Here is a 19,268-nt window from a genome sequence, read left to right as displayed (position 1 = left end):
GCGCAAGCGTATTATAGGCGGGAAGGATAACGATTATAACCCGAATAGCCAAGGACTGAGTTCACTCAATGTACCAAGGCAAAATAAGGACCTGTGGAGACTTTATGACCATCATCCGAAAACAAGACTTTATTGACAGTGTCGCTGAATCACTGCAATTCATTTCTTATTACCATCCCCTCGATTTTGTGAAAGCGATGGCTGCGGCTTACGAGAAAGAGCAAAGTACCGCGGCAAAAGATGCCATCGCACAAATTTTAATTAACTCACGAATGTGCGCCCAAGGTTTACGACCGATTTGTCAAGATACCGGCATTATTACAGCCTTTGTCAAAGTCGGTATGCAGGTTCAGTGGGACAGCGACCTTACCGTGCAGGAAATGGTCGACGAGGGCGTGCGACGAGCCTATACCAATCCCGATAATCCACTGCGCGCTTCTATTGTCGCCGACCCGAATGGGGCGAGGAAAAATACCAAAGATAATACGCCCGCGGTGGTTCACATCGATTTAGTCGCTGGTGATAAAGTGGAAATTATGGTCGCCGCGAAGGGCGGTGGTAGTGAAAACAAATCAAAAATGGCGATGCTTAACCCTTCTGACTCTGTGGCCGAGTGGGTACTTAAAACCTTGCCGACCATGGGAGCCGGTTGGTGTCCTCCCGGCATGGTTGGAATTGGCATCGGTGGCACCGCAGAGAAGGCTGCAGTGATGGCAAAAGAATCGCTGATGGATCCGGTAGATATTCAAGACCTACAGGAGCGTGGCGCAACTAACGCCGATGAAGAGCTGCGTTTAGAATTAATGGAAGGTATTAATAAGCTGGGAATTGGTGCGCAAGGCTTGGGGGGGTTAACCACGGTTTTAGATGTCAAAGTAAAATCTTGCCCAACTCATGCGGCATCCAAGCCGGTGGTTTTGATCCCCAACTGTGCGGCGACTCGGCATGCTCATTTTGTTTTGGATGGTAGTGGTCCAGCACTGCTAACGCCACCGAAGCTGGAAGACTGGCCAGAAATTACCTGGGATGTGGGTGACAATGTACGCCGTGTTGATGTAAACAGCATTACTAAAGAAGAAATAGCCAGTTGGAAAATGGGCGAAACGGTATTGCTTAATGGTAAGATTTTAACGGGTCGCGATGCCGCGCATAAGCGTATTAAAGAATACTTAGAGCAAGGTAAACCATTCCCCAATGGCGTCGATTTTAACGGTCGCTTTATTTACTACGTAGGGCCAGTTGATGCGGTACGCGACGAAGCTGTAGGCCCTGCAGGCCCAACTACCTCGACTCGGATGGATAAGTTTACCGACATGATGCTTGAAGAAACCGGTTTGTTGGGCATGATTGGTAAGGCAGAACGCGGCCAAGCAACCGTTGATTCTATCGCGAAGCACCAATCGGTTTACCTAATGGCAGTAGGTGGCGCCGCCTATTTGGTGTCTAAAGCGATTAAGCAAGCCAAAGTCGTCGCGTTTGAAGATTTAGGTATGGAAGCCATCTACGAGTTTGAAGTTGAAGATATGCCAGTCACGGTAGCGGTAGATAGTGATGGCAACTCAGCTCATCAACAAGGCCCTGCTATATGGAAGGCCAAGATTGAAGAGCTGGATGCAAAAATGAAAGCTTAATGAAAAAGCGGCTTAGGCCGCTTTTTTTTGTGCCATTTTATGCGTGAGGTAACGATCCAATGAAAGAGGACCTGCGCCCCATATTAAGTTGATCAGTAACATCAGTCCCCATAATTGGTGATCATAGAATCCGCCCGGCCACAGCACAGGATAAGACACGACCGCAATAATGTTGAATACGAACAGTTTTAAGGAAAATATACGGGTAAATAAACCCAAGACTAAAAAGATTGGCAAAATTAATTCTGCGGCGGTGCCCAAGTAAGCGGCTAACTCCCAAGGAATAATCGGAACCTGATATTCTTCTTCAAATAAGTAAAGAGTTGAATCCCATGAACTGATCTTAAGATAACCAGAACGAAAAAACACCGAAGCAACCCACAGTCGGGTGATGGTGAGTAACAGCGGGATCAGAAGTGATTGCATCGCCGTGACAGCTTTTAAATAGAGATTATAGATTGCCATGCTCTGGCCCTCCGGTGGCGTTTGCGTCGCTAAAGCTGGCAAACCTTTGTTGATGGATGGCATCACCCAATAAGGCTTCTAGTTCAAACAGACAATGTTCCGGTAATTGTTCTAAAGGCCGTTGCTGATGACAGTGGGCTAAGAACTCAAAACTAAGAGCCGATATTTGTTCTATGGCAACTTCAAAGTTGGCTTGTTTAGTGAGTAATAGATAGTCATTTTGTTGTAGCTCGATCGCCTCAACTTGCTCGGTCTGTACCATCTGATAAATATCAAAAATAGGATACTGGCTGGATAACAAGGTATATTGCGGGGCTAAGTGCAAAACCACAGACCCCAAGTTTTCAGGCGCAATGGTTTGCAGTTCAGCGATAGACAAAAAGGTGGAACTCAATGCTTGCCCGGCGGTTTGCTCAATCAGCCAATCGAGTTGAGCAACTGCTGGCAAATAGGGGAGCTCGGCTAACTCGGGTTGTTGTTGCAGAAATAAATCAAAACCTTGACCAAATAAATTCAAGTCGCCTTGATCGTGTCCTTTGGCCAAGATGAAACGCTTAGCCGATTGACAAAAATATTCTTCACCAACCAATTTTTGGATGGTTGGGTAGCTCGCAGAGAGGGCTTCGCTTAAACTCAACAAGTAGTTGTTTTGGTATATCTGCATCGATTCGTCGGCAGTCAACTGGCCTTGCTGAAGATGTTGATGGATGGCGTTTTCTTGATGGTTTAGTGCATTTGAAAACTGCTGTTGTAATTGTTTAAGCACAAGCCACCTCTGTCACTCGTTTATCAATTGCGCGCGCTCGATCCATTTCCTGGCACAGTACTTCTAGCGCAGGGAAGTCACTATCCCATTCGATGAGTACAGGAATCTGGTTTGTAAAGTTTTGCTGGAAGTATTGATATAAATCCCAAACGGGTTGATGGACGGCTTGGTTATGGCTATCAATCAGCACCGTTTTTCCATCAAATTGTTTTTCGGTGTAGCCCGCTAGATGGATCTCTTGTACGGCGTTAAGATTGAGGTGCTCGAGGTACTGCCGATAATCCCAGCCTAAGTTATAAGCACTCACATATACATTGTTAATATCAAGCAAAAGCCCACAGCCCGTTTGCGCCACGAGTTGGTTTAAAAATTCGGGTTCAGGGATATGGCTTTCTGCATAGGCCAAATATGCGGAAGGGTTTTCGATTAATAGCTGTCGTCCTAGAAAATCTTGGGCTTGATTCACGTGGTCAACAAATACTTTTAAGCATTCTTCAGTATAAGGTAGGGGTAGCAGGTCGTTGTAATAACGGCCATTTATACTGCTCCAGCTTAAATGTTCGGAAATTATGAAAGGTTGAATGTGATCAATTAAGGTTTTTAGTTTGCTTAAATGAGCAATACTCAATGCATCGCTAGAACCTAGTGATAGCCCAACGCCATGTACGCTAATAGGGGTGTGTTCAGCAATTTGAGTCAGCTGGTGATAGTCGTAGCTATGTGGATTGAAATAATTTTCGGCGTGAATTTCTAGCCAATCGATGTTGGGATGTTTGGCTAATAGCTGTGTCGCAAAGGCGGATCGTAAACCCAAGCCGTATTGTTTTTTAGTCATATTTATCGTCATCTTTACGGGGTGGGAAGGGACTGTCGAACCAAACTTGGTTCGACATCATCAACTTAGCTAGCTTCGGTGCTACCGCCAGCTAATTTGCCACAAAGACCCTTAGGTAAAACCACAAATGCATCTTTCTGGCTGTCAGATTTTGCAGTGCCAGCACAAGAGCTATTTTTAGTCGCGCAGTCATTTTGGCCTGCTTTGGCAACGCCGTAGCATTTTTCTTTATCGGCGGCGAATGCAGGGCTTGCACCTAAAGTTCCTAAAGCGATTAAACCTGAAACAGCAGTGGCGATGGCGAGGTTAGATTTTTTCATAGTTGATTCCTAATGTAGTGATCTTTAAATGTTGGTTTGCTTATTCAATGTTATTTATTAGCTAGCTTGGGTACTGCCGCCGGCCAATTTGCCGCAGAGACCTTTGGGTAAAACCACAAATGCATCTTTCTGGCTGTCAGATTTTGCAGTGCCAGCACAAGAGCTGTTTTTAGTGGCACAATCATTTTGACCCGCTTTGGCAACGCCGTAGCATTTTTCTTTATCTGCTGCGAATGCAGGGCTTGCACCCAAAGTTCCTAAAGCGATTAAACCTGATACGGCAGTAGCGACGGCGAGGTTAGATTTCTTCATGGTTGTTCCCTTATTCATTTAGTCTGGTGTTTGTTACAACTTGCTTACTTCGTTGTAACTAATGAAACCGAGTTTATTAAAAAAAGATTTCACGATGCATGAAAAAAATATTAATTATTTAATGATAATGGCTGTTTTAGTTCGGTTGGTTTTTACAATAAATGTATATTTAACAGATGCTTGCTGGTATTAATTGGAAATTAGATTATATTTTGTGAAGTCGAGTCAATTGTGTATTAAGTAGCCAGAATGTTAGCTGGAAGTGAAACGAAGCATAGGAAAAAACAGGGGGCTCTCGATATTTTGAGGCGAGTTGACAGCGGGTATTGGGCAACAATGCTTGTGGAACCGCCATTCATAGTGAATCATGTAAGTACTCAATAAATAGAGGCGAACGATATGAAACTGGCAATTTGCTGGAGTGTAGGGGTTTTATTGTTAGGCGCTTGTAGTCCGCAGGTGCCGCTAAACCAACCGCAACGCAGTGCTCAGCAACAGCGCGACACGATAGTGGTGAGCGCCGACACGGGTTTTGCTTTAATAGCCCAACAAACCGTATGTGACCATCCAATGTTGGCCGAAGCGCTGCGTAATCCACAATTGTCGGATTTAGCAGCCTATGATCTGATGCACCACGCACTTACCAATGCATTGCTCGAGCGCGGGCTTGCTTATCAAAGTAAGGCGAGCGAAAGTTGTGACTATTGGTTGGCCTTTGCTATTCCTAGCAGCCAGCAACTTAGTGACCTGCAACTGATGAGTTTATTTGGGGTGTCTCCCGGTTTAGCCGATGATGGCAATCAAGATTTTCAGCGAGCAACTCTATACCTCAGTTTATATCAGCCTGGTTCAGGTCGCCCCAGTTGGCAGTTAAGTATGCAAGCCTTTGCTGCGGTGGAAATCGATCAACAGGGACGTAGAAAGCTGAAGCTTAAGCCTGAGGGTGTTGATTATGTGATAAACCGTATCTTTGCGCATTTGAAAGTCGACGTTATTCGGCCTTAAGTTTTCGAAGGCAAAAAAAAGCCCAGCTACAGGGATGCTGGGCGTTCAATTTAAGTGTTTAATTGCAGTGGCATAGATTAAGACCCGCCGTTTTCTAGAAAGTTTCAAATTTTTTTATTTTCTATATAAAAAAGTCGACGACAGTTCTCGTTTTTTGTTCTCTTCACCAAATATCCATGCCATAAACATTGACATCGCGGGGTCTTAAACGTAGTTTTTAAACAGTTGTTTAATTTTAAAAGGTGTGATGGTGAGACAAGGAACAAAAAGTAAGATCCTCGATGCAGCAGAGCGTTTATTTGCAGAACGCGGTTTTGCCGATACCTCATTGAGACTAATTACTTCGGAGGCAGAAGTGAACCTTGCTTCGGTGAACTATCATTTTGGTTCAAAAAAAGAGCTGATCCAAGCAGTGTTGATGCGCTATTTAGAGCAGTTTATGCCGTTAGTTGACGAGGCGATGCTCGTACATACGCAGAGCAAGCACGCGCCCAGTCTGGAGCAGGTGTTCAATTCATTTATTGAACCCTTGCTGGCGATGAATCAAATTAAAAGGCACGGCACTGCAATGTTGTTGTTACTGCTAGGTCGAGGTTATACCGATAGCCAAGGTCATCTACGAAAATTTATTACTCACCATTTCGGAGAAGTATTAAGTCGTTTCCAGCAAGCGGTGAAGCGTGCTTATCCGGAGTTATCTGACAGTGATATCTTTTGGCGTTTACACTTTACCCTCGGTACGGTGGTATTCACCATGGCATCAAGCGCGGCCTTAAAAGATATCGCCAGCGTCGACTTTAACGAACAAATTAATACCGAAGGACTGATCCGTAAGGTGATTCCTTATCTGGCCGCCGGGGTCGGTGCGCCAAATAACCCATAATAACGATAGGCTAGTGAGCCAAAAATACGACGTGAAATAAAGGATACAGCCATGACAATTATACTAATGTTGCTGACCGCTATCGTGGTGCTGTTAAGTATTACCGAGACACGGATCAAGCTGGTTTCGCGACCAGCCTTTAAGATGTTTAAAAAGATTTTGCCCCCCCTGTCGCAAACTGAAAAAGAAGCCATGGAAGCGGGGTCGGTATGGTGGGACGGCGAACTATTTGGAGGAAAACCCGACTGGAGTAAATTGCATCAATATCCTAAAGCGCGTTTAAGTGAAGCCGAACAAGCCTTTATGGATAATCAGGTTGCAAGCTTACTCAAGCTACTAGATGACTTCGAGATTGTGCAAAACCAACGCGATTTGCCCAAACCGGTATGGGATTACTTAAAAGCCGAAGGTTTTTTTGCATTAATTATCCCTAAAAGTTATGGCGGACGAGAGTTTTCGGCAATTGCTAATTCAACCATTGTTAGCACCATTGCCACTCGCAGTTTATCGGCTGCGGTAACGGTGATGGTGCCTAACTCTTTAGGCCCAGGTGAGCTGTTACTGCACTATGGCACCCAGCAACAGAAAGATCATTGGTTACCCGGCTTAGCCGATGGCACTCATGTGCCTTGTTTTGCCTTAACTGGCCCAGAAGCAGGCTCTGATGCAGGAGCGATACCCGATAAAGGGATTATATGTAAGGGGGAGTTTAACGGTGAAGAGGTTGTGGGGATCCGCTTAAATTGGAATAAGCGCTACATTACGCTGGCACCTGTTGCTACGGTTCTTGGCTTAGCCTTTAAACTGTATGATCCCGAACATCTGCTCGGTGAGCAGCAAGAGCTGGGTATTACCTGTGCGCTGATCCCAACCGACCATCCCGGTGTGCGTACCGGCGATCGCCATTTTCCGTTAGGTTTAGCCTTTATGAATGGCCCAACTTTTGGTGATGATGTATTCATTCCCTTAGATTGGATTATTGGTGGCTCTGATTACGCCGGTAAAGGCTGGCGAATGCTGGTTGAATGTTTATCGGCCGGTCGCGGTATTTCGCTTCCAGCCTTGGGTACGGCAGTGGGCCATATGAGTTCACGAACTACCAGCGCTTATGCCTATGTTCGTAAGCAATTTGGTTTATCGATTGGGCGTTTTGAAGGCGTTGAAGAGGCCTTGGCTCGGATTGGCGGCATGACCTATCAATTAGAGGCTGCCCGTCGTCTTACCGCAGGCGCTTTAGATTTAGATCAAAGCCCTGCCATTGTCACCGCGATTGCTAAGTACCATATGACCGAAATGGCGCGTACCGTGTTAGATGATGCCATGGATATTCATTCGGGACGGGGGATCCAACTGGGTGAAATGAACTACTTAGGCCATGCATATAACGGGATCCCAGTTGCGATCACGGTGGAAGGTGCCAACATTCTCACCCGTAACTTAATGATCTTTGGTCAGGGCGCTACACGCTGTCATCCATATGTTCTCAAAGAATTGCAGGCGGCTGCTAATCCAGACGAAGCCGCAGGACTCGCCGAATTCGATGGCCTGTTAATCAAACATATCGCTTTTGGCGCAGGCAACTTTGTGGGTAGCTTATTCCAAGGCTTAACCGGTGCTTATTTTAATTCAAGCCCGGTTTCGGGAGAAACCGCTGTTTATTATCGCCAATTAACCCGGATGAGCCGAGGATTAGCTTTGTGTGCCGATATGTCGATGTTGATTCTAGGTGGAGAATTAAAACGTAAAGAACGGATCTCTGCGCGCTTAGGTGATGTGCTGAGTCATCTTTACTTAGCGTCAGCCACCTTAAAACATTATGAAGATCAAGGGCGTCCGGCAGAAGATCTACCGTTTGTGAAGTGGGCGATAGAACGTAATCTTTACGAAATTGGTATAGCTTTTGAAGGTTTCTTTCAAAACTTCTCGAGTCGGGTGGTGGCACGAGTATTAAAATCGGTGGTGTTCCCATATGGCAATCGCTTTAAGCTCGCGGACGATGCAATTGGCCATAAAATTTGTGAAACCATGATGACACCAGGCTCCGCTCGCGAGCGCTTAAGTCAGTTATGTGTGACCGATGGCAGTAAAGGAGATGCGGTTGCAATTATTGAGCAGGCATTTTTGGCGATGTATAAAGTGAGACCACTCGAGCGGAAGATTGCCAAAGCTCAGAAAGCGGGTCAATTACCACGTAAGGTTGAACTTGCAGAAATCGTTGCTGCTGCTCAGGCGCAGGATATCTTAAGTGAGACCGAAGCCGCTGAGTTACTCAAAGCAGATGCTTTACGTTCCAAGGCGATTCAGGTTGACCACTTCGAACCTGGCGTATTAGAAGAGAAAAACGCGCCAATTAGCGCTGTGCATGTTGCCTAATTCATTTGGCGACTACAAATAAAAAAGGATGCCATTGCATCCTTTTTTTGTATTCACAAAGATAGAATCACGAACTGTGGTAACAGTTCAGGGAACATCTAATGGTAAGCCTGCTAAAAGTTAGTATAAAGACTAGCGCTTAGCAGGCTGCGTTTGATTATTCGATACCTTTATCGGTTCTAGAGTCTTTTAAGCTTTGTTTCACTTTACGCAGATTCTCTCTGAATCGTTCACCACGACGCAGTGTAAAGCCTGTTGCGAGTACGTCGATAAGCGCCATTTGCGCAATACGTGATGCCATTGGCATATAAACGTCAGTATCTTCCGGAACATCCATCGACAACACCAAATTACATTCTTTGGCGAGTGGGGAGTCTTTAGTGGTGATGCCAATAACCATCGAATCATTTTGTTGGGCAAGTATTGCAATATCGATCATCGCTTTGGTGCGACCAGTATGTGAAATTAAAATAATCACATCTTCTTCGGTGGCCACAATACAGCTCATGCGCATCATCACAACATCATCAAAGTAGCTTACTGGCACGTTGAAGCGGAAAAACTTATTTAATGCATCTTGGGCAACCGAGGCTGAAGCGCCTAAACCAAAGAATGAAATCTTCTTCGCCTGAGTGAGTAAATCGACAGCACGATTCACCGCCACCGGATCTAAGCTATTTTTTGCCGCTTCTAAACTGGCCATCGAAGATTCGAATATTTTGGCAGTGTAGGCTTCTGGTCCGTCTTCCTCATCTACATGGCGGTTCACATAAGGTGTACCGTTAGCCAAGCTTTGCGCTAAATGTAGTTTAAAGTCGGGAAATCCCTTAGTATCTAAGCGACGACAAAAGCGGTTAACGGTCGGTTCGCTTACATCAGCTAATTTAGCCAATGCGGCAATACTTGAATGGATTGCCGTTTGAGGAGAGGCAATAATAACTTCAGCAACCTTTCGTTCGGACTTACTAAAGTTCTCTAAATTTTTTGTTATTTTTTCAAGCGTATTCATAATACTCGTTATATTAAGCGCATTTGTTAAGGTTAAATTGTCAAATGTAATAATTTTTCAACATATAGATATGTAATACAATTACATAGACCGCTGGCTGAAACAAGATAAATTAGCATGAATGATAGACCAGACAACGTTTTCATAGTATGAGCTAGGTCTAATATTTTTGAAATCAATCTAAATATTAGTAATTTACTAACGAAATTCCAGTACAAAAGCGCTAAAATCCACAGATAATTAAGAACAACAGCTATTTAATGATAGTTTGTTAGAGTTATTTAATGATATTTTTGTTTTTATTTTTTAATTTGTTATCGAGGAAAACATAATGGCCGGTTTTGGGTTGATCGCTGATGTAGGTGGCACAAATATTCGTTTGGCGTTAGTCGAGTTAAAGACTGGCGAAATAGGTCGTTTACAGAAGTACCTGTGTGGTGACTTCCCCAGCATTGCTGATGTTATGTCGTTGTACTTGAGCGAACAACAAGAAACGGTCACCCAAGCCTGTATCGCCATTGCTTGCCCAACCGATCAAGACTGGATTGCGATGACCAATCATAGCTGGGCATTTTCTCGCAAGGCGGTTCAAGAGCAACTGGGCTTTGAAAACTTTTATGTGATCAACGATTACACCGGCATTGCCATGTCGATCCCAACCTTGAGCGATAGCCAGAAAATACAAATTGGTGGTGAACCCGCCAAATCTGGAGAGCCTATCGCGGTATACGGCCCCGGCACTGGTTTAGGCGTGGCGCATTTAATTCATCACGACAGCGAATATGTGTGCATTCCGGGTGAGGGAGGGCATGTTGAATTTGCACCCAATGATGCACTTGAAGCACATGTTTTGAGCTTCCTACAACAGCGTTATGATCACGTTTCAGCAGAACGCTTGTTATCGGGACCCGGTTTGGTCAATATTTATCTCGGCTTAATGGACTTCCATGGCAAAGCAGCCGAAGACTTACAGCCTGCCGACATTACTACCCGCGGTTTGCAAGAAAGTTGCCCGGTATGCGTTGAAGCGATGCAAGTATTTTGTCGCGCCCTTGGCTCTTTTGGTGGCAACCTTGCCTTAAACATGTCGACCTTTGGCGGGGTTTACATTGCAGGCGGTATTATTAGTCGCTTTATGGAATTCTTTAAACATAGTGAATTCCGCGCGCGCTTCGAAGCTAAAGGACGTTTTGCAGATTTTGTCGCTAAAGTACCCGTTTATGTGATTACCGAAGAACAACCAGGTTTACAAGGCGCATCGGCTTATTTGCGTCAAAGCAATGGCTACCGTATCTAAAGTTGATCGATTCAAAGCATGGATAAAGGGATAAAAGGAAGCATCGGCTTCCTTTTTTGTAAGTACTTTTATCGTTGCAACAGCAATACTTGTGCAAGAAGTCAGCAACCAACGCCTTTTTAGAAAAAAATAGTTGACCCTCGCCAACGCTATCCGTAATCTAGCGCCTCATTATCGCCCCGAGCGAAAAACAATTTAGGTGACGTGTCCGAGTGGCTGAAGGAGCACGCCTGGAAAGTGTGTATACCGCAAGGTATCGAGAGTTCGAATCTCTCCGTCACCGCCATATTCTTGAATCAAGACGTCCTAGGACGTCTTTTTTGTTTCAATGTACACTCTAATATCTGCATTTATCTTCGTAATCTATCCTTAAAATTTGTTGGCATCTTCTACGCAGCTCACTTTGCATTTGGTAAAACAATGACCTTTGTCATATCACCTTTGGGTAAAGCTCGGTTTTACTATATTTATCAGTTATATTAATAGCCTATGTTTGTAAGGCGAGCTGCTACATGGTCACTCGTTTTTTGTAATGACATTGATCATGCAGAACGAATGCGCCGTGCCTTGGTTAACTTAAACCCAGACTAGGTTAAGAAAAACGAAAAGTATGTAATGAAGATAACCGGTGACGATGAAATCGGTAAAGCTCAGCTTGATAATGAGCTAATGGCACTGTGCGACCAACTCAAAGCCCATTTAAGCGACGCCAAAACCACCCAACTCCACCTCACCGCCGCCATCGTTGAACAGGCTGTATAACCCATTTTATTAACGAATATTATTAATTAAAGAAGTATAAATATGGAAACATTAGAAAGTCTATTACGCGGGTTTAATACTGGCGTGGTTAATAGCAGTATATTAGTTGCTATGGTAGTTGTATTTGGCTTCGGCCTTTGGTTCACCAAAAAAGCCCAACAAGTTGAGTTCGTGCAATATGCGCCAACACTATTAACCACTATGGGTATTTTTGGTACGTTTTTAGGCATTGTGCTGGGCTTACTAGAGTTTAATCAGCTAGATATAGAAGCGAGTATTCCGCCACTGTTAGAAGGACTAAAAACAGCATTTATCACCAGTTTGGCAGGTATTCTCTTATCGCTGATTTTTAAAACACTGTTGACGTTTTCATTCTTAAAGCCGAAGCAAGTTGAAGAGAGTATCTCGCTGGCAACACCAGAGGCGATTCTTGGGGCCATGCAAGCGCAAGTTGCTGAAACTAAAATACTTAAAGACGCGATTGTCGGTAATGAAGAGTTTACTTTGTTTGGTCAGTTAAAAATTCTTCGTGGCGACATTAATGATAACGCCAAAATCTCTGTAAAAAATGCTCAAGATCATGCTGTTCAACAACAAGAGAAATTTGATGCGTTTTCAGAAAAGCTGTGGCTTAAGTTGCAAGATTTTGCTGATACATTATCAAAATCAGCTACCGAACAAGTGATTGAAGCGCTGAAACAGGTAATTACAGATTTTAACAATAAACTCACTGAACAGTTTGGTGAAAACTTTAAACTGCTTAACGAGGCGGTACATAAGTTAGTTGATTGGCAAGAAAACTATCGGGTTCAACTTGAGCAAATGCAACTGCAATATGCTCAAGGTGTTGAGTCTATAACGGCTACTGAATCATCGGTTGCGCACATTAGTGAGCAAAGCAAGGTGATCCCTGAATCAATGAGTGAGTTGAAAGGTGTTATGGAGGTGAATCAGCATCAATTAGCTGAATTAGAGCACCATCTAGAAGCCTTCAAGTCGATGCGTGATGAAGCGGTTAAAGCGGTACCAGAGATCAGAGAGCAAGTTCAAAATACGGTGAATGATATTTCGGCTGCGGTTTCAACTGCCAGTGAACATTACAAGTCACTGCTCATAGAGTCTGATGACTACATTAAGGCGCATGTACAAACCTCTAACGAATTGCTTGAAAAATTTGCCAGTGAAACTGAAAAAGGCATTAGTAGTGTCGGTACACGGTTAACTGAAAGCTCTGAACTGATCAGTAAAAATATCGATACCGCTGCCAATGAATTTACTGATAACACGGCTCGTACGAACCAGAGTTTACAGACGAGTTCAGATCACCTTCAATCGCAGACTGAAATGATAAAGCAGCATCTTCAAGATGCGGTAAGCGATCTTAATAACACTATGCGCGACATGATTGAAAAACTAGTTGTTGATGCCAAAGATATTACTTCAACCATGAAAGAGGCGAACCAAAATCTGGTTACCGATACTGAAAATGTTCGTGATACTGTGATTAAGTCAGCTGATAAATTGCAGCAAAGATTGAACGAAGTGATTGATGACGCCGCGACACAACAGATTAATCAAGCTAAGCGCACATTTGATGCGATGGAAGAGCAAGTTAAGCAGCAAGTTGGTTTAACCGGTGAGGCGGTTGACTCACAACTTAAGCTTATTGATTCGGCGATGCAGCAGGAAATAAACCGAGTGATGAATGAGATGGGGCAGGCATTGGCCCAGGTCAGTGGCAAATTCGTTGAAGACTATGTGAAATTAACCCAAGCAATGAATGAAGTTGTGAACCAGCGAGTAGCCTAATGGACAAGATATTTGGCACGAGAAATGTCAATCAGGATAGTGGTGAGCACTGGTTGACAGTTTCTGATCTAATGGCTGGTTTGATGATGGTGTTTCTTTTTATTGCCATTGTTTTCATGATGATCACCCAAAAGGAAAACGACAAGATTAAGAATGTGGCTGTCGCGTATCAGGAAAATCAGGTCGCGATATTTGAAGCACTAGAGACCGAGTTTGCAAAAGACCTCTCTAAATGGGGCGCAACCATTGATAAAGAGACCTTAGCATTTAACTTTCAATCGCCGGATGTTTTATTTGCTAACAATGAAACTAAATTAAGTGAAGCTTATAAGGCGATTCTTAATGATTTCTTCCCTCGGTATATTATGGTTTTAACACCTTACCGAGATTCGTTAGATGAAATAAGGATCGAAGGACACACATCAAGTGTTGGCTTACGCGGCTCTACAGAAACGCAGGCTTACTTTTATAACATGCGGTTGTCACAAGGGCGAACTCGCTCAGTGCTAGAGTACGGTTATGCCCTGATGCCTGATGAGGCTAATTGGATTAAAGCGAATATTGCGGCCGTTGGTTTTTCATCGTCTCGTGCGATTATTCATGATGGTGTTGAAGATGCTGCTATGTCTCGTCGAGTGTCTTTTCGAGCCATTACTAATGCTGATATTCAGATTAAGCGGATATTGGAGAGCAACTAAGTGAAGCTTACTGTTGATTTGAGTGCTCTGCACCGTGCTGTTGCGCCACTTGGTCGAGTGGTGACTGACTTTTCAATAACGAGTCGTGCAGATGAATTAGAAAGTATTGGAAGTCATTTAATCAAAGGGCTGATATTAGGTAAGGATATTCAGCTTGGTGATATTGATGGTTCTAACGGAATTCTAAATTACGACGGCCATCAAGTGATGCTTTATATACCTGACCAAGGTAGTAATATTTCTATGGTTATGGCTGATGGTAAAGGTAAAGGTGCAAAAAGAGTTCATGTTGCTGAATGCAAAACCATCATCGGCATGCGAGAACGAGGACGTTTCAATGACCGATATGATGTAATTAGTCGCATTGATGGGGCTTTTCCTGTGTTTGGTATTGATTACCACACTCAGAAAGAGATTCAAGAGGAAGCTGATTTAGCAGTCTGTCAGAATTGTTTATGTTTGCTCAATCATCGAAACTTCCCGAATTTGACTTGGGGGGATAAAACTAAATTTATAAAAGAGTTTTCTTACTCAAAGTTTTTTGAAACTTATAGTTCTTACTTTAAGACATTACCTAAGTCGACAGTTGGTTTTCAATCTAGTGATTATACAGCAGATTGGCCGTCCATTTCATCAAAAGTTAGAAATGAACTCGATTATACCTGTGAACAATGTGGTGTAGATTTGACTCATGATTCTAAGCTATTGCATGTGCATCATATCAACGGTAATAAAGCTAATAATCACCGTGATAATTTACGAGCGCTATGTGCCGACTGCCACAAAAAACAACCTCATCACGGGCACTTGTATATCAGTAATGAAAGTGTATTAAAAATAAACCAACTACGCCGAGAACAGAATAAATTTGATGTGTTTGATTACAATAATCTTCGAGAATGTGCTGATAGTGCTTTAGATGGTTTGCTTCAAAAGTGTCAATCAACAAGATTACCAGGTGCAGAACTAGGTATCGTAATTAGCGATAATGGGAACATGGTTGCTATCGACCTTTGCTGGCCAAGAAGGAAGGTTGCAGTGCTAATCAACATGGCAAATGCACAAGTGTTGCGAAACCATGGATGGAATGTATTTACTGCTTTTGATGCCTTAAATGAGTTTGAAATATTTCAGGCAAAGGTCAGGTAGATTAAGTGACAGAAGGGAAGTATCACGAACAAGGAATGATGGACTCGGGTTTTGGCGATTATGGTAAATTGTTCAGGGGTTTCTTGGGTAGTTGAGGGTAGGATAAACTTTTTAAATTTTGCTAAAAGTAATACTCAAAGTAATATTTTATTAGTCTCCTTATTTTTATCTGTATAAATTACAAACAGTTACAGATTTAACTCATCTGTCGCCATTTTCAAATGAAAAGACGCTTAAGGGCGTCATTTTTATGGATTTATTTAACAGATTAAAATCATTCTTTATCTTTGGAGTTAAATACTCTAATGGAAGAAACAAGCAGACATCTATTTCAATTAGCGAAATGACCTTAAATTTCTTGCTTCGGCAAGTAAGCTAGCGAATGACCTACCGAACCCCACTCAGCAAGTTTAGTAATAGCGAGCCCTCAATACGCTTGATTCCAAAACGCTGTTAGTAAACTCAGATTATTAAACAGCGTGAAGCATTCAAAATAATTCATTTCAAATAACGCATAAGCTTGCCGCATCTTCATTATTTTTAATTAGAAGCGTGTACTTTTGAGGCATATGTATGGGAAATAGCGTGAATGTATGGTCAGAGACAATTGTTTTGCCAACATACCCCACCGGTTCTGTGGATCCCAATCCACTATTTCTTGAGAAGCGGGTTTACCAAGGCTCTTCTGGGGCAGTGTATCCCTACGGGGTGATTGATTCGATTCGCGAGCAAGCGGTCGACCAAGAATACCAAGCCATCTATTTAGAAAATGACTATATCAAAGTAATGCTGTTGCCAGAGCTCGGTGGTCGCATTCATCGCGCTTACGATAAGGTCAATCAACGAGATTTTGTTTACTACAACGAGGTGGTAAAACCGGCGCTGGTTGGATTAGTTGGTCCGTGGATATCTGGCGGGATTGAATTTAACTGGCCGCAACATCATCGGCCTACCACTTATATGCCGGTTGATGTGAATATTCGCAGCTTGAACGATGGTAGCGCAGAAGTATGGCTGGGTGAAGTCGAGCACATGTATGGCTTACAAGTAAGTGCAGGCTTTAAGCTTTATCCCGATAAGGCGCTTATTGAGATCACGGGTAAAGTGTATAACGGTAATGCTGTGCCTCGGCATTTTCTATGGTGGTCTAACCCAGCGGTGAAAGGCGGCGACGATCATCAAAGCATTTTCCCGCCCGATGTTACGGCAGTTTATGATCACGGCAAGCGCGATGTGAGTGAATTCCCGATAGCTAAGGGCACTTATTATAAGGTGGATTACTCGCCGGGTACCGATATATCCAGATATAAAAACCTGCCAGTACCGACCTCTTATATGGCTGCTGGTTCCGATTACGATTTTGTGGGAGCCTATAGCCATCATGAACAAGGTGGCCTTTTACATATCGCTAACCATCATTTGTCTCCGGGGAAAAAGCAGTGGACCTGGGGAAATTGCGATTTTGGCCTCGCTTGGGATAAAAATCTCACCGATAGCAGTGGCCCTTACATTGAGTTAATGACTGGTGTATTTACCGATAATCAGCCTGATTTTACTTGGATCGATCCCAACGAAGAGAAGATCTTCGTACAAAACTTCCTTCCTTATAGTCAACTTGGCATGGTGCATCAGGCCAATACTGATGTTGCATTAAAGCTGCAACGTGATGCAGATGAAGTGCAGTGGGGACTATATGCTATCTCGAAGATTGAACATGCACGGGTAGTGATCCGTAACGATGAAGAGATCTTGGTTGATGAAGTGTTCTCGTTTGAGCCTTGCGAGGTGTATTTACAAACCTTGGATTATTCTGCCGATGAGCGATTAAGTATCACGGTGACTACTCAGAATGGTCAAAAGGTGCTTGTTTATCAGGAACACAGGGCTTCGGATCAGGCTATTCCAGATCCCGCCGATGCGCCTTTGCCACCTAAGGAGGTGTTGTCCGTCGACGAGCTGTATTTAATTGGACAACACTTAGAACAGTATCATCATGCTAGTGGTAAGCCAGAAGCCTATTATCTAGAAGCTTTGGCCAGAGACCCCTTAGATTATCGCTGCAATCTCGCTTTGGCACATCAAGAGTATGACCGTTGCGATTACCAACAAGCATTGGCCTTACTCGATAAAGCACTCCAACGAGTGCATCGTTACAATAAGAACCCCGCTTGCGGCCGCGCTAGTTTTCTTCGGGCTTGTGTACATGAAAAACTGGGTCAGTTGGATTTGGCCTATGCCGATTATTATAAATCGACTTGGAGTGGCAACTGTCGTGATAGCGGTTTGTTGGCGGCTGCGCGGATCTCATTTATTCAACAGCGTTACTTAGACGCATTGGATGAAATTAATCGTTCGTTAGCGCTCAACGGAACCAGTTACCAGGCCGCGTTTGTAAAAGCTGCGATTTTGATCGCATTGGGCCACCAGCAACAAGCGAAGGCGCATATCGAATCGGCAATTCAGCAGTTTCCATTGGGTTACGCGCTATTTATGGAGCGTTACCGGCTTGAACAAACTCATGAATCGAAGCAGCGATTTATCACGCTGTGTCAGGGCAGACAAGCTAATGCGGTTCATGTGAGCGGTTTGTATCATTCTTTAGGCTTAACTCACTTAGCCATTCAGGCCATCGATTTAATCGATGCGGCAGGGGCAAATGCCTTGCTCATCAAAGCGGGATTAAGTGAACAGCATCCACAAGCCTTGTTGGCGCTGGCGGAACAACAATTTAATCAAAATGTATTGTTTCCGAATACGCCTATCGAGTGCCTTGCATTAAGCAAGTTAGCTGGTCAGCCCTTTGCCGATTATCTGCTAGGTTGTTTTTTCTATGCGAAAAAGTCTTACGCAAAAGCGGTTAAGTTATGGGAGACAGCTTTATCCAATAGGCCTAGTTTTAAAGCTTGTCATCGTAACTTGGCGGTGTACCACGCTAATAAACATGGGGATTATGAACACGCGATTAGCCATATGTCCTATGCTTGGGCGCTAGATTTAAGCGATGCGAGGGTTTTGTTCGAACTCGACCATTTAAGAAAGCTGGCCGCTTATTCACCGCAACAGCGTCTCGAGGCATTGGATCTGCATCAAAATGTGGTGTTGCAGCGAGATGATTTAACTGCGGAATGGATCAGCTTACTCAATATTGAAGGGCGTCATGAGTTAGCTTTTTCAGTCCTTCAACAGAAAAAGTTTCATCCTTGGGAGGGGGGCGAGGGGAAAATAACCGGTCAATACATTAATGCGCTGATCCGAAAAGCTTGCAGCTTGATGATGAATAAAGACTACGCCGAAGCCGAACAAGCGTTGTCCGATGCCTTTGCTTATCCTGATAACCTCAGCGAAGGTCGTCTGGTAGGCCAAACCGACAATGATGTTTATTTTTTGTTAGGTTGTGTTGCTGAATGGAGAGGAAATTTACAGCACGCACAGCAGTGTTGGCAAAAAGCGATGCTCGGTTGTTCCAGCTTAAGCGAAAGCCGTTACTACAACGATCAACCAGCCGATTACCTTTTCTTTCAGGCACTAGCCTTAGCCAAGTGTGGTCAACGAGAGCAAGCACTGGCGCGTTTCACCGAGATGAAGCGCTGGGCCGATGCGCACTTGAGTGACCCAGTTGTTGAGGACTTTTTTGCGGTGTCGCTGCCAGAACTGATCGTATTTGATCGCGACATTGCTAAAAACCATCAAATTCATTGTCGGTTTATTCGCTATTTGGCATCACTTGGCTGCTGTCTACTTAGCAATAGTGGTGTCGCAGAAACAAACCAAGACCGATTAGCGGTTCTTCAATTGGAGCCGGGGCACGCCAAGATCAGTCTGATCGAAAGCCTTTATCCATTGTTATTGCCGGCTTGTGTTTAATAAGCCAACTCTATTGCAGTTTTTTAAAAGCGAATGAGGAGGGACATTAATACTAAACAAAGATTACTATATAGCGTGATTGAACTTCAC

The 19,268-nt window shown here is 43.8% G+C and carries 15 protein-coding genes, 1 tRNA gene and 1 pseudogene; 11 read left to right on the top strand and 6 right to left on the bottom strand.

Features of this window, described 5'->3' with window-relative positions:
* Positions 1–104 precede the first annotated feature (104 nt).
* Positions 105–1,631 carry a fumarate hydratase gene (locus ACRRSW_RS12110; RefSeq protein ID WP_432452984.1) on the top strand — a complete coding sequence of 509 codons (1,527 nt, stop codon included), beginning with the start codon at positions 105–107 and terminating at the stop codon, positions 1,629–1,631.
* 12 nt (positions 1,632–1,643) lie between these two features.
* Here ACRRSW_RS12110 and ACRRSW_RS12105 read toward each other — a convergent pair whose 3' ends face one another.
* The 5 genes from ACRRSW_RS12105 to ACRRSW_RS12085 all read right to left on the bottom strand — a co-directional run bounded on the left by ACRRSW_RS12105 (position 1,644) and on the right by ACRRSW_RS12085 (position 4,329).
* The gene (locus tag ACRRSW_RS12105) at positions 1,644–2,096 is read right to left on the bottom strand and encodes a DoxX family protein (protein ID WP_432452985.1); all 453 of its coding nucleotides are present in this window, start codon (positions 2,094–2,096) and stop codon (positions 1,644–1,646) included.
* The gene (locus ACRRSW_RS12100; protein WP_432459466.1) at positions 2,083–2,862 is read right to left on the bottom strand and encodes an HvfC/BufC family peptide modification chaperone; all 780 of its coding nucleotides are present in this window, start codon (positions 2,860–2,862) and stop codon (positions 2,083–2,085) included. Before ACRRSW_RS12100 ends, ACRRSW_RS12105 begins: the two co-directional genes overlap by 14 nt.
* On the bottom strand, positions 2,855–3,697 hold the full coding sequence (bufB, locus tag ACRRSW_RS12095) for an MNIO family bufferin maturase (protein ID WP_432459465.1): 843 nt from the start codon (positions 3,695–3,697) through the stop codon (positions 2,855–2,857). The genes ACRRSW_RS12100 and bufB overlap by 8 nt, the downstream gene beginning before the upstream one ends.
* Positions 3,698–3,762: 65 nt before the next feature.
* Positions 3,763–4,017 carry a BufA1 family periplasmic bufferin-type metallophore gene (locus ACRRSW_RS12090; RefSeq protein WP_432452989.1) on the bottom strand — a complete coding sequence of 85 codons (255 nt, stop codon included), beginning with the start codon at positions 4,015–4,017 and terminating at the stop codon, positions 3,763–3,765.
* A gap of 57 nt (positions 4,018–4,074) precedes the next feature.
* Positions 4,075–4,329, bottom strand: coding sequence for a BufA1 family periplasmic bufferin-type metallophore (locus ACRRSW_RS12085; RefSeq protein WP_432452990.1), 255 nt, complete (start codon positions 4,327–4,329; stop codon positions 4,075–4,077).
* A 399-nt stretch (positions 4,330–4,728) separates the two neighbouring features.
* Here ACRRSW_RS12085 and ACRRSW_RS12080 point away from each other — a divergent pair, with 399 nt between their 5' ends.
* The 3 genes from ACRRSW_RS12080 to ACRRSW_RS12070 all read left to right on the top strand — a co-directional run bounded on the left by ACRRSW_RS12080 (position 4,729) and on the right by ACRRSW_RS12070 (position 8,590).
* Entirely contained in the window at positions 4,729–5,334 is a 606-nt protein-coding gene (locus ACRRSW_RS12080) for a hypothetical protein (protein ID WP_432459464.1), read from the top strand.
* Positions 5,335–5,578: 244 nt separating this feature from the next.
* Positions 5,579–6,217 (top strand): TetR/AcrR family transcriptional regulator, encoded by a 639-nt coding sequence (locus ACRRSW_RS12075; RefSeq protein WP_432459463.1) that lies wholly within the window; start codon positions 5,579–5,581, stop codon positions 6,215–6,217.
* 51 nt (positions 6,218–6,268) lie between these two features.
* Positions 6,269–8,590, top strand: coding sequence for an acyl-CoA dehydrogenase (locus ACRRSW_RS12070; protein ID WP_432459462.1), 2,322 nt, complete (start codon positions 6,269–6,271; stop codon positions 8,588–8,590).
* A 157-nt stretch (positions 8,591–8,747) separates the two neighbouring features.
* Here ACRRSW_RS12070 and ACRRSW_RS12065 read toward each other — a convergent pair whose 3' ends face one another.
* Positions 8,748–9,599 carry a MurR/RpiR family transcriptional regulator gene (locus ACRRSW_RS12065; protein ID WP_432452995.1) on the bottom strand — a complete coding sequence of 284 codons (852 nt, stop codon included), beginning with the start codon at positions 9,597–9,599 and terminating at the stop codon, positions 8,748–8,750.
* Between the two features lie 331 nt (positions 9,600–9,930).
* Here ACRRSW_RS12065 and ACRRSW_RS12060 point away from each other — a divergent pair, with 331 nt between their 5' ends.
* From ACRRSW_RS12060 to ACRRSW_RS12030, 7 genes and pseudogenes are all read left to right on the top strand, one after another.
* Positions 9,931–10,896: a glucokinase gene (locus ACRRSW_RS12060; RefSeq protein ID WP_432459461.1), complete on the top strand. Its 966-nt coding sequence runs from the start codon at positions 9,931–9,933 to the stop codon at positions 10,894–10,896.
* A 198-nt stretch (positions 10,897–11,094) separates the two neighbouring features.
* A tRNA-Ser gene (locus ACRRSW_RS12055) sits at positions 11,095–11,182 on the top strand.
* A 230-nt stretch (positions 11,183–11,412) separates the two neighbouring features.
* Positions 11,413–11,658 (top strand): annotated as a pseudogene (locus ACRRSW_RS12050) (hypothetical protein); the annotation flags it as partial.
* Positions 11,659–11,700: 42 nt separating this feature from the next.
* Positions 11,701–13,467 (top strand): hypothetical protein, encoded by a 1,767-nt coding sequence (locus ACRRSW_RS12045; RefSeq protein WP_432459460.1) that lies wholly within the window; start codon positions 11,701–11,703, stop codon positions 13,465–13,467.
* Entirely contained in the window at positions 13,467–14,165 is a 699-nt protein-coding gene (locus ACRRSW_RS12040; protein ID WP_432459459.1) for an OmpA family protein, read from the top strand. Before ACRRSW_RS12045 ends, ACRRSW_RS12040 begins: the two co-directional genes overlap by 1 nt.
* On the top strand, positions 14,166–15,314 hold the full coding sequence (locus ACRRSW_RS12035) for an HNH endonuclease (RefSeq protein WP_432459458.1): 1,149 nt from the start codon (positions 14,166–14,168) through the stop codon (positions 15,312–15,314).
* Positions 15,315–15,899: 585 nt separating this feature from the next.
* Positions 15,900–19,178, top strand: a complete 3,279-nt coding sequence (locus tag ACRRSW_RS12030) for a DUF5107 domain-containing protein (protein WP_432459457.1) — start codon at positions 15,900–15,902, stop codon at positions 19,176–19,178.
* The last annotated feature ends 90 nt before the right edge of the window (positions 19,179–19,268 follow it).

It is taken from the genome of Agarivorans sp. QJM3NY_25, from assembly GCF_050870875.2.
Taxonomy (GTDB): domain Bacteria; phylum Pseudomonadota; class Gammaproteobacteria; order Enterobacterales; family Celerinatantimonadaceae; genus Agarivorans.
This window is presented reverse-complemented; position numbering and strand designations above follow the sequence as displayed.